At 47.5% G+C, this 20,626-nt stretch carries 10 protein-coding genes and 2 tRNA genes; 3 read left to right on the top strand and 9 right to left on the bottom strand.

Annotated elements, in window-relative coordinates; translation table 11 throughout:
* Window positions 1-56 precede the first annotated feature (56 nt).
* The 7 genes from AADH33_RS03375 to AADH33_RS03345 all read right to left on the bottom strand — a co-directional run bounded on the left by AADH33_RS03375 (window position 57) and on the right by AADH33_RS03345 (window position 16,938).
* Entirely contained in the window at window positions 57-8,426 is an 8,370-nt protein-coding gene (locus AADH33_RS03375; RefSeq protein ID WP_348549566.1) for a YadA-like family protein, read from the bottom strand.
* 901 nt (window positions 8,427-9,327) lie between these two features.
* Entirely contained in the window at window positions 9,328-9,822 is a 495-nt protein-coding gene (locus AADH33_RS03370; protein WP_348549565.1) for a M48 metallopeptidase family protein, read from the bottom strand.
* A gap of 259 nt (window positions 9,823-10,081) precedes the next feature.
* Window positions 10,082-12,127, bottom strand: a complete 2,046-nt coding sequence (gene betT, locus AADH33_RS03365; RefSeq protein ID WP_100749778.1) for a choline BCCT transporter BetT — start codon at window positions 12,125-12,127, stop codon at window positions 10,082-10,084.
* A 356-nt stretch (window positions 12,128-12,483) separates the two neighbouring features.
* Window positions 12,484-14,184 (bottom strand): choline dehydrogenase, encoded by a 1,701-nt coding sequence (betA, locus tag AADH33_RS03360; protein WP_348549564.1) that lies wholly within the window; start codon window positions 14,182-14,184, stop codon window positions 12,484-12,486.
* 158 nt (window positions 14,185-14,342) lie between these two features.
* Entirely contained in the window at window positions 14,343-15,842 is a 1,500-nt protein-coding gene (gene betB / locus AADH33_RS03355; protein WP_348549942.1) for a betaine-aldehyde dehydrogenase, read from the bottom strand.
* A 144-nt stretch (window positions 15,843-15,986) separates the two neighbouring features.
* The gene (locus tag AADH33_RS03350; RefSeq protein WP_348549563.1) at window positions 15,987-16,562 is read right to left on the bottom strand and encodes a TetR/AcrR family transcriptional regulator; all 576 of its coding nucleotides are present in this window, start codon (window positions 16,560-16,562) and stop codon (window positions 15,987-15,989) included.
* A 31-nt stretch (window positions 16,563-16,593) separates the two neighbouring features.
* Window positions 16,594-16,938 (bottom strand): DMT family transporter, encoded by a 345-nt coding sequence (locus tag AADH33_RS03345; protein ID WP_100749782.1) that lies wholly within the window; start codon window positions 16,936-16,938, stop codon window positions 16,594-16,596.
* Between the two features lie 617 nt (window positions 16,939-17,555).
* On the opposite strand from AADH33_RS03345, the gene AADH33_RS03340 reads away from it, so the two are divergent.
* The 3 genes from AADH33_RS03340 to AADH33_RS03330 all read left to right on the top strand — a co-directional run bounded on the left by AADH33_RS03340 (window position 17,556) and on the right by AADH33_RS03330 (window position 19,221).
* A tRNA-Asn gene (locus AADH33_RS03340) sits at window positions 17,556-17,631 on the top strand.
* Between the two features lie 202 nt (window positions 17,632-17,833).
* Window positions 17,834-18,163 carry a CopG family transcriptional regulator gene (locus AADH33_RS03335; protein ID WP_075100607.1) on the top strand — a complete coding sequence of 110 codons (330 nt, stop codon included), beginning with the start codon at window positions 17,834-17,836 and terminating at the stop codon, window positions 18,161-18,163.
* A gap of 323 nt (window positions 18,164-18,486) precedes the next feature.
* Complete coding sequence (locus AADH33_RS03330; RefSeq protein ID WP_348549562.1) at window positions 18,487-19,221, top strand: hypothetical protein; 735 nt, start codon at window positions 18,487-18,489, stop codon at window positions 19,219-19,221.
* Between the two features lie 128 nt (window positions 19,222-19,349).
* Here AADH33_RS03330 and AADH33_RS03325 read toward each other — a convergent pair.
* A tRNA-Ser gene (locus AADH33_RS03325) sits at window positions 19,350-19,440 on the bottom strand.
* 92 nt (window positions 19,441-19,532) lie between these two features.
* Window positions 19,533-20,621 (bottom strand): type I glyceraldehyde-3-phosphate dehydrogenase, encoded by a 1,089-nt coding sequence (locus AADH33_RS03320; RefSeq protein WP_348549941.1) that lies wholly within the window; start codon window positions 20,619-20,621, stop codon window positions 19,533-19,535.
* Between the last annotated feature and the right edge of the window lie 5 nt (window positions 20,622-20,626).

Genomic DNA, 20,626 nt, shown 5'->3' with positions numbered 1-20,626 from the left:
AGTGAGTTGACAGCGTCTACTCACGGGTAAACGCTGTCACGACATCGCATGATCGATTAGAAATGGAAGCCTGCACCCACTGCGCCGCCAGCATTGCCTTGGGTATCTGCGGTGCCATTGACTTTAATGACCCAGCGGCCATTGTCAGACACTTTAGACACACCAATTGCCACGGCACTTTGACCATTATAAGTGGCGATACCACCGCCGACCATCGACTTACCAGGGATGTAAGCTTGTGGCAGTGACGACATTGCCATTGCTGCCGAAATACCCGCATTGGCATCGTCTTCTACTTCATTGATTTTGTAACCGAGCTCATTGACGCTGTTACTGAGCTTCCCATCCAGCGCATTAAGCTGACCAAGGTTGACAGCATCATTGACTTCGATGCCATCAGCGACACCAGTGATTGTTTTATCACCGGCATTGATACCGTCTGTGGTCATGCTTGGACCCTCTTTGATGGTGATGCCATTATTGCTGACTGTGGTATTACCTGTGGTCACACTATCAGCCGTGACACTGTCCACACTGATATTGCCGTTTAAGTCAAACTTGATACCGTCACCAGTGGCAGAGGTGGTGATATTATTGCCGCCTTCAAACTTAAGCGCACTACTGTCACCAATAGGCTTGTTGATATTATCCCCAGTGTCTGCCCCAAAGCTAAGACCTGTATCGAGCCTGTCAGTATTGGCTTGGATATTATCAGCATTGACTTGGATGTCTTCGTTGGCCTGAGCATTACCTTGGTTAATAGAAGCAATAGCATCGCTAATGTTGCCTTTACCAGTCCCGCCGATATTATTAGCAGTTAGGTTGCCATTTGCATCATAAGTTGCATCACCACCGATAATACCCGCGACATCGCTACCAAGATTATGCAATTGACCACCATTGATGGCATCAGTACTACCTGCAGCGATAGAGCCGCCTTTGACATTGGTGATAGTGGTACCTGCTGCGCCGCCTAATGTAATGCTGCCTTTATTGACAGTATCATCTGGGTTTTTGTCGTATTGCACGGCAGCGTTACTGAGCGCTTCATTGCTATCACCCAACGCATCACTGACTGCTTTTAGCTGTGAGACGTTGACCGCATCGGAATCCGCCGTACCTGCGGCAACGCCAGTGACTTGACGATATACGTTATTAGCCGCATCACCCACAGCAACTGCGCCTGTAGTACTGGTTGTGGCAGCAATAGCAGCATTGCTAACGGCCCCAAACCCTGCGATACCCGCGCCCGTCATCGCTGCAGAGCCGGTACCCAATACTACCGAGCCTTCGACAGTTTGAGTCACATTATTACCGAAGACAAAGGTGTCATTACTATTAATTGTATTGTTATTACCCACTGAGTAACTGTTACTGCCATCAATAATACTTGGATCACCAAAGGCACCAGAGTTATCGCCATTAACAACGTTGCCGGTACCGATACTAATGGACTGATTACCTAACGCTTGCGCGCCATCACCAATAGCAATTGATGACTCACCTGTTACCTCTGACCCTTTACCTATAACGACAGAGTTTGTCGCATCGGCCGAGGCAAACGTGTCATGACCTAAGGCTACTGTGCTATCAGCGCCAGCTTCGATAATGGCGTTGACACCGATGGCAGTAGAGTCTAGACCACCTGCGCTTGAGTCATTGGTTACACCATTAGCAATGTCGCCTTTGCTTTGACTACTAGCATTGGTATGCGCAAATTTTACGCCTTCCGTGTTCATTTTTTGCACCGTCTCACCGATGGTCAAGCGATCAGTGACTTCTTGGCCTTCTTTATTGTAGGTTAAGAATAAAGATTCTAAGTCATTGTTATTTACATTGTTGTTAACCACTTGATCTGCCAAATTTACCGTGATCTCATCACCGTTTTTATCAAAAACTTTGACCTTAGTAACACTATCAAGCTGACCTTTATTAACTGCATCAGAGGCGTTGATACCATTGGCAACGTTAGTAAGCGTCGTTCCACCACTAACGACGATGTCGTTATCATTGTCATCTTTACCGACAATAGCTGGTGTACCAGCGAAGCTGACTTGGTCGTAGTTTACTGTATCATCAGTATTACGATCATACTGAACCCCGCCTGCGGTAATATTGCCAGTAATAGCGTCTAACTGACCTTTATTCACTGCATCGCCAGCGTTTATGCCATCTTTTAGGTTGGTGATGGTAGAACCACCGGCATCAATGCCACTTGCAGTAATGCTTGGACCGGTTACATCACCTTGGGTGTCTGTAAAGCTGAGGCCGCCTTGATTAAAGATACTGCTGTTACCCGTTGCATCTGTAACAGTAAAGCCATCAGCGCCATAGTTACTGGTGTTGGTGCCGTCAGTGACTTCAGTGCCAGCACTGGTGACAGCGGTGATATTGCTACCATCGGTGATGGTGACGCCGTCGTTGTTTAAGACACTGTTGCCTGTGGTGACGCTATCAAGAGCAAGGTCACGCTTGGTCTTCACTTCGTAGTCGGTCGAGCCATCAAGGTTGGTCGATTCCGTGACGACAATGTTCTCACCTTCGGTCACGGTGGTCTTGGCTTTGGTTGCCGCATCTTTAACGTTGGTAATAGCACCATCAATGGTGTTTGAACCCGTGCCGCCAATGTCAGTTGAGGTGATTAAGCCTTCGTTATTCACCGCATTGCCGCCAATGACGCTTGCTACTGAGTCGGCTGAGTCAAACAACTGGCCGCCGTTGATGGCGTCTTTGCTGTTTAAAGTGACACTGCCGTTATCAACATTGGTGATCTTTTTATTGCCTGCATTGATACCGGCGCTAGTTACGCTTGGACCGCCAGCAATGGCAAAGCCATCAGCGCCATAGTTACTGGTGTTGGTGCCGTCAGTGACTTCAGTGCCAGCACTGGTGACAGCGGTGATATTGCTACCATCGGTGATGGTGACGCCGTCGTTGTTTAAGACACTGTTGCCTGTGGTGACGCTATCAAGAGCAAGGTCACGCTTGGTCTTCACTTCGTAGTCGGTCGAGCCATCAAGGTTGGTCGATTCCGTGACGACAATGTTCTCACCTTCGGTCACGGTGGTCTTGGCTTTGGTTGCCGCATCTTTAACGTTGGTAATAGCACCATCAATGGTGTTTGAACCCGTGCCGCCAATGTCAGTTGAGGTGATTAAGCCTTCGTTATTCACCGCATTGCCGCCAATGACGCTTGCTACTGAGTCGGCTGAGTCAAACAACTGGCCGCCGTTGATGGCGTCTTTGCTGTTTAAAGTGACACTGCCGTTATCAACATTGGTGATCTTTTTATTGCCTGCATTGATACCGGCGCTAGTTACGCTTGGACCGCCAGCAATGGCAAAGCCATCAGCGCCATAGTTACTGGTGTTGGTGCCGTCAGTGACTTCAGTGCCAGCACTGGTGACAGCGGTGATATTGCTACCATCGGTGATGGTGACGCCGTCGTTGTTTAAGACACTGTTGCCTGTGGTGACGCTATCAAGAGCAAGGTCACGCTTGGTCTTCACTTCGTAGTCGGTCGAGCCATCAAGGTTGGTCGATTCCGTGACGACAATGTTCTCACCTTCGGTCACGGTGGTCTTGGCTTTGGTTGCCGCATCTTTAACGTTGGTAATAGCACCATCAATGGTGTTTGAACCCGTGCCGCCAATGTCAGTTGAGGTGATTAAGCCTTCGTTATTCACCGCATTGCCGCCAATGACGCTTGCTACTGAGTCGGCTGAGTCAAACAACTGGCCGCCGTTGATGGCGTCTTTGCTGTTTAAAGTGACACTGCCGTTATCAACATTGGTGATCTTTTTATTGCCTGCATTGATACCGGCGCTAGTTACGCTTGGACCGCCAGCAATGGCAAAGCCATCAGCGCCATAGTTACTGGTGTTGGTGCCGTCAGTGACTTCAGTGCCAGCACTGGTGACAGCGGTGATATTGCTACCATCGGTGATGGTGACGCCGTTGTTGTTTAAGACACTGTTGCCTGTGGTGACGCTATCAAGAGCAAGGTCACGCTTGGTCTTCACTTCGTAGTCGGTCGAGCCATCAAGGTTGGTCGATTCCGTGACGACAATGTTCTCACCTTCGGTCACGGTGGTCTTGGCTTTGGTTGCCGCATCTTTAATGTTGGTAATAGCACCATCAATGGTGTTTGAACCCGTGCCGCCAATGTCAGTTGAGGTGATTAAGCCTTCGTTATTCACCGCATTGCCGCCAATGACGCTTGCTACTGAGTCGGCTGAGTCAAACAACTGGCCGCCGTTGATGGCGTCTTTGCTGTTTAAAGTGACACTGCCGTTATCAACATTGGTGATCTTTTTATTGCCTGCATTGATACCGGCGCTAGTTACGCTTGGACCGCCAGCAATGGCAAAGCCATCAGCGCCATAGTTACTGGTGTTGGTGCCGTCAGTGACTTCAGTGCCAGCACTAGTGACAGCGGTGATATTGCTACCATCGGTGATGGTGACGCCGTTGTTGTTTAAGACACTGTTGCCTGTGGTGACGCTATCAAGAGCAAGGTCACGCTTGGTCTTCACTTCGTAGTCGGTCGAGCCATCAAGGTTGGTCGATTCCGTGACGACAATGTTCTCACCTTCGGTCACGGTGGTCTTGGCTTTGGTTGCCGCATCTTTAATGTTGGTAATAGCACCATCAATGGTGTTTGAACCCGTGCCGCCAATGTCAGTTGAGGTGATTAAGCCTTCGTTATTCACCGCATTGCCGCCAATGACGCTTGCTACTGAGTCGGCTGAGTCAAACAACTGGCCGCCGTTGATGGCGTCTTTGCTGTTTAAAGTGACACTGCCGTTATCAACATTGGTGATCTTTTTATTGCCTGCATTGATACCGGCGCTAGTTACGCTTGGACCGCCAGCAATGGCAAAGCCATCAGCGCCATAGTTACTGGTGTTGGTGCCGTCAGTGACTTCAGTGCCAGCACTAGTGACAGCGGTGATATTGCTACCATCGGTGATGGTAACGCCGTTGTTGTTTAAGACACTGTTGCCTGTGGTGACGCTATCAAGAGCAAGGTCACGCTTGGTCTTCACTTCGTAGTCGGTCGAGCCATCAAGGTTGGTCGATTCCGTGACGACAATGTTCTCACCTTCGGTCACGGTGGTCTTGGCTTTGGTTGCCGCATCTTTAACGTTGGTAATAGCACCATCAATGGTGTTTGAACCCGTGCCGCCAATGTCAGTTGAGGTGATTAAGCCTTCGTTATTCACCGCATTGCCGCCAATGACGCTTGCTACTGAGTCGGCTGAGTCAAACAACTGGCCGCCGTTGATGGCGTCTTTGCTGTTTAAAGTGACACTGCCGTTATCAACATTGGTGATCTTTTTATTGCCTGCATTGATACCGGCGCTAGTTACGCTTGGACCGCCAGCAATGGCAAAGCCATCAGCGCCATAGTTACTGGTGTTGGTGCCGTCAGTGACTTCAGTGCCAGCACTAGTGACAGCGGTGATATTGCTACCATCGGTGATGGTAACGCCGTTGTTGTTTAAGACACTGTTGCCTGTGGTGACGCTATCAAGAGCAAGGTCACGCTTGGTCTTCACTTCGTAGTCGGTCGAGCCATCAAGGTTGGTCGATTCCGTGACGACAATGTTCTCACCTTCGGTCACGGTGGTCTTGGCTTTGGTTGCCGCATCTTTAACGTTGGTAATAGCACCATCAATGGTGTTTGAACCCGTGCCGCCAATGTCAGTTGAGGTGATTAAGCCTTCGTTATTCACCGCATTGCCGCCAATGACGCTTGCTACTGAGTCGGCTGAGTCAAACAACTGGCCGCCGTTGATGGCGTCTTTGCTGTTTAAAGTGACACTGCCGTTATCAACATTGGTGATCTTTTTATTGCCTGCATTGATACCGGCGCTAGTTACGCTTGGACCGCCAGCAATGGCAAAGCCATCAGCGCCATAGTTACTGGTGTTGGTGCCGTCAGTGACTTCAGTGCCAGCACTAGTGACAGCGGTGATATTGCTACCATCGGTGATGGTAACGCCGTTGTTGTTTAAGACACTGTTGCCTGTGGTGACGCTATCAAGAGCAAGGTCACGCTTGGTCTTCACTTCGTAGTCGGTCGAGCCATCAAGGTTGGTCGATTCCGTGACGACAATGTTCTCACCTTCGGTCACGGTGGTCTTGGCTTTGGTTGCCGCATCTTTAACGTTGGTAATAGCACCATCAATGGTGTTTGAACCCGTGCCGCCAATGTCAGTTGAGGTGATTAAGCCTTCGTTATTCACCGCATTGCCGCCAATGACGCTTGCTACTGAGTCGGCTGAGTCAAACAACTGGCCGCCGTTGATGGCGTCTTTGCTGTTTAAAGTGACACTGCCGTTATCAACATTGGTGATCTTTTTATTGCCTGCATTGATACCGGCGCTAGTTACGCTTGGACCGCCAGCAATGGCAAAGCCATCAGCGCCATAGTTACTGGTGTTGGTGCCGTCAGTGACTTCAGTGCCAGCACTGGTGACAGCGGTGATATTGCTACCATCGGTGATGGTGACGCCGTTGTTGTTTAAGACACTGTTGCCTGTGGTGACGCTATCAAGAGCAAGGTCACGCTTGGTCTTCACTTCGTAGTCGGTCGAGCCATCAAGGTTGGTCGATTCCGTGACGACAATGTTCTCACCTTCGGTCACGGTGGTCTTGGCTTTGGTTGCCGCATCTTTAATGTTGGTAATAGCACCATCAATGGTGTTTGAACCCGTGCCGCCAATGTCAGTTGAGGTGATTAAGCCTTCGTTATTCACCGCATTGCCGCCAATGACGCTTGCTACTGAGTCGGCTGAGTCAAACAACTGGCCGCCGTTGATGGCGTCTTTGCTGTTTAAAGTGACACTGCCGTTATCAACATTGGTGATCTTTTTATTGCCTGCATTGATACCGGCGCTAGTTACGCTTGGACCGCCAGCAATGGCAAAGCCATCAGCGCCATAGTTACTGGTGTTGGTGCCGTCAGTGACTTCAGTGCCAGCACTAGTGACAGCGGTGATATTGCTACCATCGGTGATGGTAACGCCGTTGTTGTTTAAGACACTGTTGCCTGTGGTGACGCTATCAAGAGCAAGGTTATCTTTGGTTTTAATAATAATATTACTACCGGAACCTGTATCAGTCCGAGTAATCTGAATATTTTTACCATCTACAAACTTAATAGTATCACTTGATTTGACCGCTGATGCTGTATCATCATTAGCTTGAACCTTAAAAGTTTGATTCGTTACTGTTTTTAGCTGCGCGACGTTTACTGCGTCAGAGTCATTAGTCCCTGCCGCCAATCCAGTCAATTGGCGAGTGATACCATTAGCACTATCTCCAAAAGCAACTGCGCCACGAGTAGACTGCCATACGTTTGACGTCTGATTCGTTGCACCACCTGTAGATGGATCAAAACCTTTAATACCTGAGTTGATCTTTGCAACCGCTTCTGTACCAATAGCTACGCCACCATTAACGGTAGCTTTAGCACCAGCACCAATAGCGGTCGCGCCTTCTGCTGCACTCGATGCACTACCAATCGACGTTGCATTCGCACCTGATGAATTAGCTCCTGTCGCTGGAGTACTGCCTGAACCAATAGCAATGGAGTTTAAGCCGCTTGATTTTGAGTTGATCCCTAATGCCACAGAGCCTTTTTCAGAAGCGTTAGAAACAGCGCCTATTGCTAGGGCGCCTTCTCCTGAGGATTTGGCATTAACACCTAAAGCTACAGAGGCCGCGCCGCTGGCTTTTGATGTCATACCGATAGCACTTGAGAAGTTGCCAGATGCTACTGACTGCACTCCAAATGCTGAAGCACCTGCACCACTAGCCTCTGTATTGGGATACTGACCTGCAGTTAAAGTCCCTCCAGTAATAGCCGTATATTGTGCAGACTGTCCTGTATTATTAGCAATTTTGTCAACATCATCTCCACCCACTGCTACCGACGAATTGCCCGACGCTCGTACATTGGCACCTAAAGCAACAGATTGATCCCCCTTTGCTTGCGCGTCAAAACCGATAGCGACACTTTGACCACCTTGCGTCCCCGAGTCCACTTTGGTAGTCGCATTACCGCCTATAACAATAGCGTTTGAACCAGAAGCATTGCTTCTACAGCCAACCGCAATATCACCCGTAGACTTGTTGGCAGCAGTATTAACTCCGCCACTGACAAGGCATTCGTTAGTATCTATTGAACTAGCACCTATAGCCGCCGATGCCTGCATACTAAATCCAGCACTAGCTAGCCCCACACACAATGCACTCAATTGCAATAAATGCACACCTCCTATTGCTGAGTTATCGGAGGCAGGGCCGCTTGAGCTCACAGCGCTATTAGAAGTCTTACCACGGCTCTTGGCATACTCTGTGACAGCCATAAAACAACCAAGCGAGCGGTTCCAGATAACTTTATAATTGCGATTCATGACATAATTCCCTTGCTATCAACTGAAAAAGTTTTTCACTTATATAGAAATAACCTATATCGCCAACGCATTAAAAGACAGAAAAAATATAGGCTTTTTATAAACAACTAAAATAAATGTAACTATAGCTACTAAGATGACAATTTTTATATTTAATTTACTATATTACTACATATATCCACATGCTCAATTCTGTTCATCCTATCAATATAACCTTTTATCTGAAAACAGATATAGAGCTAATGAAAACTCCATATTTATATAAATGAAAATAATTTGCTGCTATACAACCTACTATTAAGTTATATCTGTCAGATAATAAGAAGGTGAATGGTTGTTATTTAAATAATAGAAGTTACTTTTTACTGAGCCACGTGAATATCTGTATGATGAGTTTTATTCAAATAATGTGAGGCAAGCTTATGTAAACATACGATCAGAATTACAAGTCAAATCCTGTATTGACGGGCTTATAGAGAGTGACAGCAGTACTTTATACTCTAAGGATATAGTAAGTTCAGTATAAAAACGATGCAGTGGGACTGGAATGAATTTTACGAAGCATTGAGCAGCGCACGCACAGCACGCCATAAAATCTGTACTCTTTTTGTTTATGGTTTACTAAATCAATATTTTTAAAACAGAAGTCCGAGCTGCGCTATGAACCAGTTAGCTTTATGTCTATAGCATCAGAAATTAAATATACGTATGATAAAAGCTTAAACTCTTAAATTCAATTATATTCCTTATTTGATATATATAAATTCATAAAAAATAATATATTTGTGAGAACTATATATAGTTAAACTTAAATAAAGCTAGTACACAAGGAAAGTTAATACAAGTAACACTATACCTGTTTTAAAGTCGGTTAATTATATTAAGTTTTATGAATATAAAACTAAGACCTCAACTCACGCCAATGCAGCCATAAACGCGTGTCTAATTCAAACTGATGATACTCTGGCTCCATATGACAGCATAATTGATAAAATGCTTTGTTGTGCTCATGCTCCTTAAAATGTGCCAACTCGTGCACGACGATCATGCGCAAAAACTCAGGCGGCGCGTCTTTAAATAAGCTAGCCACCGTAATGCTGTTGTGCGATTTGAGCTTACTGCCTTGGACGCGAGACTGCGTGGTATGAACCCCCAGCGCCTGTTTGAGGACTTTTAATTTGCTACTATAACTGACATTCGATAGCGGGCCGATTTTGCGCATAGACTGGTTTTTTATGTCATTTATATATTGATAAAGCGCCTTATCGCTTTGCACTTGGTGCCGATTGGGATATTTGCTTTCTAGATAATCGCCCAGCCTGCCCTCACTGATGAGCCGAGCCGCTTGGCTTTGGATGTGCTCAGAATAATGAGCGATATACTTGAGTGTGGTCACAGATTTATCCTTTGCTGATATAGGGTATGTCTTAGTCAAAATACTTTGAGTACACTATGGTACTGCTGGTATAGATATCATGTTTCACTGACTATACTTTACAACTTGTCTGTATATATTTTACTTTATACCACCTATTTACTTATCGTCAGCTCATAAATAAACCCCATAAGCTAACTGTAACTTATGGGGTCATCTAAAAGACAATCTTGTCACGGCATCTAGCCAGTTAATATCTGGTTATTCAACATCTAGATAATTAACGCTCTAAATGTAGATACTGCAAATGACACTCATACTGATGCAAGATATCGACCAGCACTTGCTCTTTGGTGTAGCCAACCAAGTCGTACTCCTGTGAGCCATCGCTTAAAAACACCTCAGCACGGTAGTAAAACTCTGCATGCTTGGTTGAGGTGTTTAAGGTAAAGTTTGGACGCTCAGCTTTGATGAGATTGACCTCATAAATAAAGTCATCTTCATCGCCATGACCGACGCGCAGCTTGATACCATCTATTTGACCATTGTCATCGTCTAGACCTGCATCGAGATCGTCACCGATATTGGCCAGATTTCGCACATCCAATGACGTCTTTAGACCGCCAGCTCTTAGCTCTTTTTCGACATCACTCATGGCAGGTTTGACGATGTTCTGTAAAAACCGCTCGACTTGCGTATGGCTTGGAAAACTAACAATACGCTGCAGACGCGCTTTCCAGCTCTTACCACTATCGAGCACGTTTGCGGTGCCAACCGTACTGGCTTTACGCTTATTGCCCTCTTCTTTTAGGCTGCGCCACATCGACATCATGTAAAGCACCAAAATCAGCGAAAATGGCAAACCTGCGATGACAGACACCGACTGCAACGAGGCAAAGCCGCCGGCGAACAGCAAGCCTAGGGTAATTAAACCTGTTGCCGCTGCCCAAAACAAACGCAGCCAAACCGGCGCATCAGTATCATTGGTCATACCTTTTGAGCTGAGATTGGCCAGTACTAGCGCACCAGAGTCCGCTGAGGTCACAAAGAAAATAAGCCCGATAACCACGCCAGCGAATGATAAAACATCACTAAAAGGGAAGTACTCAAACAAGGCAAACATACCCATTGCCGCGTCATTGATGGCGATTTCACCAAGCTCCGTCGCGCCATTGGCCACCAAGTCTATCGCTGAGTTACCGAAGATAGAGAACCAAGCAAAGATAAAGCCCAGCGGGATAAACATCACACCAAAGACAAACTCACGCAAGGTACGGCCACGGCTAATACGCGCAATAAACAAGCCGACAAAGGGTGCCCAAGCAACCCACCATGCCCAGAAAAATATCGTCCAGCCTGATTTCCAATCGGCACCAGCGCTGCCGTCATAAGCATAGACGTCGAATGTTTTGAAAACGATGGTTTGGAAGTACTGACCGATACTTTGGGTAAAAGTATTGAGCAAGTACACGGTATTGCCCATCACCAGTATCGCGATCAATAGCAATATCGACGAGAGCATATTGAACTCAGACAGGCGGCGTACACCCTTTTCTACACCGGTCATCGCTGAGATGGCAGCAGCTAAGACCACGCCCAAGATGATCAAGCTCTGCACCATCTTGCTCGACTCGATACCGAAGACATGCGTCAAACCTGCGTTGGCCTGCAACACGCCGATGCCTAAGCTGGTGGCAATCCCCATTAAGGTACAGACCACGCCAAAGGTATCAATGCCATCACCGAGCCAGCCTTTGACTAGGCGCTCGCCAAAGATAGGCGTCAGCGGTGAGCGTAGCGCCAGTGGCATGTTTTTGCGATAGGCAAAATAGGCTAGCGCCATACCAATCAGCGCATAAATACCCCAGCCATGCAGACCCCAATGCAAAAAAGTCTGAGATAACGCTTGGCGCATCGCTTCGGCACTGGCAGGCTCTAGCCCCGTATGCGGGGTGAGATAATGCATCAACGGCTCAGAGGCACCAAAAAACAATAAATCGATACCAATACCAGCCGAAAACAGCATCGCCGCCCATGCTAAAAAGGGAAACTGGGCTTTTTCGTGGTCTTGCCCCAGCTTGATATCGCCGTATTTTGAAAAGCCCACAAACAAGGCAAAAATACTATAAGCAGCTACCACCAGCATGTAATACCAGCCAAAACTCTCTGATACCCACGCCATGCTCGCGCTTAATAATGCCTCACTATAATCTGGCAAGGCAATCGTCCAAACAATCAATAAAATAGAAATAATCGCTGAGCCTAAAAAAACCGCTTTATTTAGACTCAAGGGTTTCGTCGCATCTTCTGATGGCGAGCTGTACATAAAAGACCTCAATAGGTAAATGAAACACCGTATGATATTGCTTTGTCCGTCATAAACTGACGACTCATCGCCACATTATGTGTCCATAAATGCATGACGCACAAAGCAGTACCAATCAATAAAAATTTGCTAAACAGTCCGCAGACCCCTTAGCAACACCTTTAAAAAATAATGAAAAGATAATCGGCGCAAAATAAAGCCGATATGCTCATTTGTGTGCGGTACTGATGATGTCAGTGCTCATAAGAGTACCAGCAAATCTGCACTGATAAAAAAGACCTTTACGTTGAAAGGCCTTTTATTTGAAATTGACGTTATATTATCCTGATATCCTGCCTACTGGCTGGCACGTTTATTTATACAGTCGTATGATAAGCACGCATTGGCTCGGCTCTGAGCGGTGCGCCATTGGCGACATAATAATCCGCCGTCGAGCGTGGTAATTGCTTGCCGCGCATCTTATCGACGATTTTTTCGGCCAGCATAATGGTGGTGGCGTTTAAGTTGCCGCTGATGATATTTGGCATAATCGACGCATCGACCACGCGTAGGCCATCGATACCATGTACCAGCCCTTCACCATTGACCACCGAATCATTGCCCTCACCCATCGCACAGGTGCACGACGGATGATAAGCGGTCTCGCTATGATTGCGGACATACTCATCGAGCTGTGCATCGGTCACCAGATCATCGGTCGGCGCAATGGCGCGGCCGCGATACGGGTCAAGCGCTGGCTGATGCATAATCTCGCGAGTGATACGCATCGCCGCGCGGAACTCTTGCCAATCTTGCTCATGCGACATATAGTTAAATAAGATACTTGGATGCGCGCTTGGGTCTGTTGAAGTGAGCTTAACGCGGCCACGACTCGGTGAGCGTAGTGAGCCGACGTGCGCTTGGAAGCTGTGCGATTTTACCGCACTGCGGCCATCGTAACGCACCGCTAATGGCAAGAAGTGATACTGAATATTGGGGTGAGTAAATTTCTCATCGGTACGAATAAAGCCGCCGCCCTCGAATTGATTGGACGCGCCAAGACCAGTACCATTAAACAACCACTCGGCACCAATCGCAGGCTTATTCCACCATTTATTGGCAGGGGCAATCGACACCGGCAATTTACATTCGTACTGCATATACAGCTCTAGATGGTCTTGTAGGTTATTACCCACGCCCGGTAACTCTAAAACCTCGTTAATCCCCAAGTCTTTGAGCCACTGACCAGGGCCAATACCAGAGCGCTGCAATAACTGAGGCGAAGCGATAGCACCCGATGAAACAATCACTTCTCGAGCGGCATAGAATTTCTTGGTTTGACCTTGATGCTCGACTTTGACACCGACCGCGCGCTTACCATCGAACAAAATCACATCGGTCAAGGCACCGGTCAAAATGGTGATATTGCTGCGCGGTTTGGCACGGTCGAGATACCCGCGTGCCGTTGATGCGCGGCGACCATTTGGCGTGACGAAGCGATCCATTGGCCCAAAGCCTTCTTGCTGATAGCCGTTTAGATCCTCTGTACGCGGATAGCCAGCTTGTACGCCCGCTTCAATCATCGCTTCAAACAGCGGATTGACGCCAGGTTTTGAGGTGGTCATCTCTACCGGACCACCGACGCCATGATAGTCATTTTCGCCTGCATCGCAGTTCTCTGACTTTTTAAAGTAGGGCAAGCAGTCGAGATACGTCCAGTCCTCTAAGCCTTTGATTTTCGCCCAGTCATCAAAATCGAGTGCGTTACCACGGATATAGCACATGCCATTGATAAGTGATGAGCCGCCCAGCCCTTTACCGCGGCCACAATCCATGACGCGGTTATTCATATATGGCTCAGGATCGGTTTTGTAGCCCCAGTTATAAGTAGTGCCTTGTAGCGGCATCGCGAGCGCCGCTGGCATCTGCGTGCGAAAGTCTAGTCGATAATCGGGTCGACCAGCTTCTAATAGCAACACCTTAATGTTGGCATCTTCGGTCAAGCGCGTGGCCAGCACGTTTCCGGCTGAGCCTGCACCGACAATGATGTAGTCATATTCAGGTGTGGTTGATGTCATAAAACGCTCCATAATAGTAAAAATACGTCATGCCATCAGTAAGCTCACATCATGCCGGCGTATTTGCCTACAGGACGCGCTTACTGACGACAGCTTTCTTTGTACATTAAAACAGGTGGTTAAAACAGATGGTTGAAACACAGGCAGTTAATAAACCATTAAAATACCGACTCAAACTTACCCAGCTCTACTTGGATAGATTTGGTCTGCGTATAATGCTCAAGGGCTTCGATGCCATTTTCGCGGCCGATACCTGAATGCTTATAACCACCAACTGGCATTTGCGCTGGCGACTCGCCCCAGGTATTTAGCCAGCAGATACCCGCCTCTATCTGACCGATGACACGATGCGCGCGGGTTAGATCTTTGGTTACCACCCCTGCCGCCAAGCCGTACTCGGTATCATTGGCACGGCGAATGACTTCTTCTTCGGTCTCATAAGTCAATATCGACATTACTGGACCAAAGATTTCTTCGCGCACGATGGTCATATCATCGCTGCAATCGGTAAACACCGTTGGCGCGACAAAGGCACCGTCGGCCAGCTTGTCTGTGGTCACTCGCTCACCGCCCGCCAATAGACGCGCGCCGCCTGCTTTACCTTGCTCGATATAGCCGAGCACACGCTCCATATGCGGGAAGCTAACCAGTGGTCCCATATTGATATCTTCATCCATGGGGTTACCAAGTTTGATACGTTTGACCCGCGTCAAAATCGCTTCTTCAAACTTGGCTTGTAGCGCTTTTGGGATAAATACCCGTGTGCCATTGGTACAGACCTGACCGGTGCTATAGAAGTTCGCCATCATGGCGATATCCGCTGCCATATCGATATCGGCATCGTCAAAGATAATCAATGGCGACTTACCGCCCAGCTCTAAGGTTACGTCCTTGAGCGACGATGATGCGGCGCTTGCCATGACTTTTTTGCCCGTTGGCACGCCGCCAGTAAACGAGACTTTGGCAATATCAGGATGCTCAGTTAACGCTTGACCTACCTGATAATCGCCTTGTACGACGTTAAATACGCCATCTGGCATGCCAGCTTCGGTAAAGATTTCCGCCAGTTTCAGCGCCGTTAGTGGCGTGACTTCTGAAGGTTTAAAAATCATCGCGTTACCTGCAGCCAATGCTGGTGCAGCCTTCCACATGGCGATCTGAATCGGATAGTTCCACGCACCGATACCAGCGACGACGCCAAGTGGCTCACGGCGCGTATAGACAAAGCTGCTATCACGTAGCGGAATCTGACGGCCCTCAATCATTGGCGCAAGACCGGCATAATATTCAACGACATCGGCACCAGTGACGATATCGACATACTTAGTCTCAGAGTACGCTTTACCGGTGTCCTTGGTTTCAAGCAATGCCAGTACGTCATTGCGCTCACGCAATATCTCTACTGCCTTTGACAAAATACAGCCGCGCTCAACTGCGGTCATCGCCGCCCATACTTTTTGCCCTTGTTGCGCCGCTTTTACCGCTTCATCAATTTGCTCAGCGGTGGTTTGCTGAATGGTCGCCAGCACTTCACCTGTCGCTGGGTTGATATCGTCAAAGGTAGTCAGCGACTCGTCGACCGCCAGATAGCGACCGTTGATATAAGCGGTCTGTGTCTGTGTTAAATCAATAATGTCTTTTAAGCTGCTTGGATTCATTGTAGTAGTTGTCATAAGTTCTCCTTAGGGCGACTAAAGCTTTATAAAAAAGCGTTCAGTAAATCATGCCGTCATGGGTTAAAGGGTAAATGTTCTGCGTGCGTGTTATGGGTTGAAGCTGTTTGTCAAAGTCAGTTATCAAGGCTATTTGTCAAAGTCTTGCTGCGTCATATTTATCAAGCGCTCACGTATTGAGGCTTTGTCCGAGATATCGATACCCGAAAAGTCCGAGAGCCAAATACCATCGGCGACCAGACGTACCATGCATAGCGTTTCGCTATTGTCAGTATCCGCGTGTTTTTTTAGCTGCGCATTGGACCACTCAGCCCAGCGTTCGCGCAGCATCCGGTCTCCTAGCATCAACACATACAGGGTCGCTTGGCTATTAAACTCTGCCTGCCCTTTTTCGCCCAAGCTAATAGTGGCATCGATATAAGCGCGGGTAAACGAGCCGTAGCTGACCGGATCCTTTGCCATGGCGGCATTGACTTCTGCCTCAAACTTGGCCATCGCATCATAAAACACCTCTAAGATAAGCGCGTCCTTGGTAGCAAAGTGATGCATCACTCCGCCTTTGGTCACGCCGACGGCATCTGCCACCGCTTGAAAGGTCACTTTAGACAGGCCCTGCTCTAGCGTGATACGTGCTGCTTGATCGAGCAGCGCCCGCCGCACCAGCTCTGGCTGTTTTTTACGTTTATGCGCGTTTTGTGTTTCCATTTTTGTGTCCATGTTCATTTTTACCTACCTGTCAGTGCACCACCGAGTTTGACAATACGTTCATCACCACCACGCCGCCGACGATCATCGCAATGCCGACTACCGCCGCGGTATCGAGACTTTGCTTAAAAAAGAACACCCCGACCAGTGAGGTCAGCACAATCCCCAGACCGCCCCACAGCGCATAGGCGATGCCAAGTGGTATGGTCTTGATGGTCTGGGTCAATAAATAAAACGAGATGGCATAAAGCACGCCCATAATCAAGGTCGGCACCAAACGGGTAAATTGCTCTGACTTGACCAAAAAGGTCGTGCCCACCACTTCACAAATGATAGCGATGGCGAGATAACCGTAAGCAATGATGGTAGGACTCATAGCTAAAACACCTGTGTTAAATCCAGCGTACACGCTTGATTGAGTGAAATGGATAAGCAATAAATAATAGAATGTAGCCCCCAAAGAAACCACACGGTCGGTATTTTATAGAAATAATCCAGCAATGTGAAGGGCAACCCAGCAGTTTTTTTGTTTCAAGCGATGTACAGATTGCTTTTATATTCAAAAAGATAGCCAAGTTGTCTAATCAAATTACCCGCAAAGGCTTGATAACCAACGCTGACAGCAGATTGCTTAAGCCATAAATAAAAGTAGCGTATCGCTGATATTTTTTTGTTGCACGCCGTAGGTAGATGAAGAATTTAGCAACACAAACATGCTATCAAGCCTACCTATACCCAGACCTATCCGCCCTAACGCGCCATTTCATAAACACCTCATTCTGAGGTACGCTTATGACATATTAGGGTCATTTTTATCACTAAAATGCGCCAAGGAATGAGGGCTGGCAGTCAAATTTCACAACGACTAAAGAATATTTGCAAATAATGTCAAAATAAGGTTGACAGCCTATAACGACTTGGCTAAAATGTGCCCCACATAACGCAGACAGCAATTACTTTTAGCTTGTCATATTTACCGTTATAACAGCTTATTCTCCAATAGCTCAGTTGGTAGAGCAACGGACTGTTAATCCGTGTGTCCCTGGTTCGAGCCCAGGTTGGAGAGCCATATACGAAAAACCTTCATCATTATTTGATGAAGGTTTTTTTATGGCCGTCATTTTTGGCTCAGACAATTCTCTTATTAAATCAGTGATATAAATACCGCTGCGGTGTTCATTTGGGCGATTTTGTTGTATGGTAAGAGTAGTTTGCTTGGGTTCGTTTTGTCTGAATATTTTACTCCTACTCACTAGAAATAATGGTTTATTATGATACCTGTACGTGTAAAAAATAAGTTTTCTGACCATCCGCAAAAAATCATGCGTCCGGTCAGTATTCGGCTGTCTGAAGAGATGATCGCATTATTAGAGACCACCTCAAAAGAGCTGGGCTTTAAGCGTATTCAAGGACTGATTCGCCTATACATTCGTCAAGGGCTTGATCGTGATCATCAAGACTATACCCTAGCGCATGATGAAGTGTTTATCGAGTCTCTGCGCAAGCGCGGCGTCAGTCAACACATCATCGATGAGGCCATCGTGGTGACTCACAATAACAACATCTCCCACCCCCTATCCGAGCTACAAAACGACGATTAGCAGAGATGATTAAGAAAGCCGATTCGATATACTGCCGACTATATATAGACGACAATATATAATCGACGATACATAAGCGACAGTATAAAAAACTGCTTTCTTAATGATGAACTAGATAGGCTGCGTACCAAAAGACTGAGCTTGCCCATGGCGCTCAGTCTTTTTTGTGCGCCAAATGATGGTTGTCGCCCGCACACAGTCTTTAGCCATAATCCAACACAACACCCAAAAAAACCAGCTATATTAAAACCAGCCCTACTCATAACAAAAGCCAATGACAATCACTGTCGTTGGTGCGAAACAAACTGACACGGAGGTGTACGATGGGAGGTTTATATCCGCGTTTTAACCAAGCATTATTGTTGACGATGGCATTAGTATTACTACCTGCTCTCTCTGCGTGCTCACAGCCGCAGGCAGATCCTAGCAAAAAAACCATTCCGACCAACTCTGATCAGTGGCAAAAAAAACTCGGCGATACTTTTGAGCAACTGCCTAAGACCGATCAGCAGCTGCTCAGTCGCTATATGCTACGCATGAAGCTCAGCGGCGCCTATGAGTCTGGTGCGATGCCGCGTATTACGATCAAACAAGCCTTGATACAGCAGCGTGAATATGAGCGCTTGCATCCCAATAATCCCACAGGCAAGAAAAGCCCCATCATAAAAAGTCAGCAAGCGGCCACGGCCAATGCGCAACACTACCCTGTGGCGCTCTTGCCAGTCAAAAGTAGTGACAGCGACAGCTTAAACCAAGTAAAGCTCCAGTTTATGCTATCCAACCACGGCGAAGTCGCCATCGATAGCTTTAAGGGTACATTGGTGATGAAAGACATCGCTTTGACCCAAGGCAAGCGCTTTAATGTCCCGTTGACTGTGTTTGAGCCTGCTATCAAACCTGAGCAATCTGGCAAAATTATCATCGAGAGTAGCATTGAGGACATCAATGTCATGCGCGCTATCAGAAACACCAGAGACATGACTATTGAGATTAGCGAAGGGACGTTGACACTAGCAGATGGTCAACACGTTGAGTTTGATGAGTCTTTAGTCAAATAAAACGCCACTAGGTAAGAGACTGGCTAAAAAGTAATAATCACTCTTTTGTCATTATTTAAGTAATAAAGCGCGCTGATACACGCCCATAAAAAAAGCCCCAATCATTGTTGATTGGGGCTTTTCGAATTTGGCGGAGACGGAGAGATTCGAACTCTCGAAGGGCTATGAACCCTTGCCGGTTTTCAAGACCGGTGCATTCAACCGCTCTGCCACGTCTCCGTTGGTGCATCATTATATAGATATCATTTCATAATGCAAGCAGATAATCTAAAAAAATTAAATTAATTTTTCGATGGGTACAAATCACGAATTTAATGACCGCTGGAGGCCAAGTGCAAACACATATCAAGCAGTCTATTGGCATAGCCCCACTCATTATCATACCAAGCAAAAACCTTGTACTGCGTACCGACCTGCATCAGCTGCTGACCATCAATGATAAGCGACTCGGTCTGATGGATAAAGTCGCTGGAGACCAGTGGCTCATCAGTGTAGGCCATGATATCACGCAAATGACCGTCGCTGGCGGCTGTCAGTACTTCACGAATCGCCGCAATGCTGACAGGCTGGGTGTCAAAGACAAAGGTCACATCAATCGCTGCAACGGTGATGGTGGGCACACGAATAGAGTGACCATTGACCTTGCCGACCATCGCCGGTAATACACGCTCGGTCGCAGCGATACTGCTCGAGGTCGTAGGTATGATGTTATGACCTGAGGCACGGGCGCGTCTTGGATCTCGGTGCGCTTGATCGAGCACAGTCTGGTCAGCGGTGACTGCATGAATCTCTGTCATCATCGCGGAGGTGACGCCAAAAGCCTTATCAAGGGTATCGATCAGCGGTACCAGCGCTTGGGTGGTACATGAGACGCTCGAGATAATCGGTAGCGCCCGCGTCAAAGTATCGCTGTTGACGCCCATCACGATACAGGCATCGACATCATCGAAAGGCGCTGCACCGATGATGACCTGCTGCGCGCCTGCCTCGATATGCAGATGCGCCTGCTCATAAGAGCGAAAATGCCCCGTACACTCCAGTACTACATCGACCCCTAACGCTTGCCATGGCAGGCTCTTGGGATCCGGCTCTGAGAGCATATTGATACAATAAGTCAGGCTGTTTTTGGTCAGGCACAGCTGGGTTTTATTCTCATCCGTACTGGCTACCACCAGCTCAGCTGCCACGCCCAGCTGACTTAAGCGGCCATGCGCACTATCAAACTTTAATAAATGCAATAAAATATCAGCAGGTGCCAAGTCATTAATTGCCACCACATGAATCGCACGACCCAAGACCTCAAAACGCTCTAATAAGGCGCGCAGTACATTACGCCCGATACGGCCAAAGCCATTAATCGCCACTCGTAATGGCTGGGTATGCTCGCCTGTATAAGACATCGCGG

Source organism: Psychrobacter sp. KFRI-CH2-11 (assembly GCF_038239325.1).
GTDB classification, from domain to species: Bacteria; Pseudomonadota; Gammaproteobacteria; order Pseudomonadales; family Moraxellaceae; genus Psychrobacter; species Psychrobacter celer.
The sequence above is the reverse complement of the archived record's forward strand: the minus strand, read 5'-3'. Positions and strand labels throughout refer to the sequence as shown.

What these genes read in the sequence shown, in the direction of transcription:
- AADH33_RS03375 (WP_348549566.1), bottom strand. Translation starts at nt 8,426, where the DNA reads ATGAATCGCAATTATAAAGTTATCTGGAACCGCTCGCTTGGTTGTTTT.
- betT (WP_100749778.1), bottom strand. Translation starts at nt 12,127, where the DNA reads ATGTACAGCTCGCCATCAGAAGATGCGACGAAACCCTTGAGTCTAAAT.
- betA (WP_348549564.1), bottom strand. Translation starts at nt 14,184, where the DNA reads ATGACATCAACCACACCTGAATATGACTACATCATTGTCGGTGCAGGC.
- betB (WP_348549942.1), bottom strand. Translation starts at nt 15,842, where the DNA reads ATGAATCCAAGCAGCTTAAAAGACATTATTGATTTAACACAGACACAG.
- AADH33_RS03350 (WP_348549563.1), bottom strand. Translation starts at nt 16,562, where the DNA reads ATGGAAACACAAAACGCGCATAAACGTAAAAAACAGCCAGAGCTGGTG.
- AADH33_RS03345 (WP_100749782.1), bottom strand. Translation starts at nt 16,938, where the DNA reads ATGAGTCCTACCATCATTGCTTACGGTTATCTCGCCATCGCTATCATT.
- AADH33_RS03335 (WP_075100607.1), top strand. Translation starts at nt 17,834, where the DNA reads ATGATACCTGTACGTGTAAAAAATAAGTTTTCTGACCATCCGCAAAAA.
- AADH33_RS03330 (WP_348549562.1), top strand. Translation starts at nt 18,487, where the DNA reads ATGGGAGGTTTATATCCGCGTTTTAACCAAGCATTATTGTTGACGATG.
- AADH33_RS03320 (WP_348549941.1), bottom strand. Translation starts at nt 20,621, where the DNA reads ATGTCTTATACAGGCGAGCATACCCAGCCATTACGAGTGGCGATTAAT.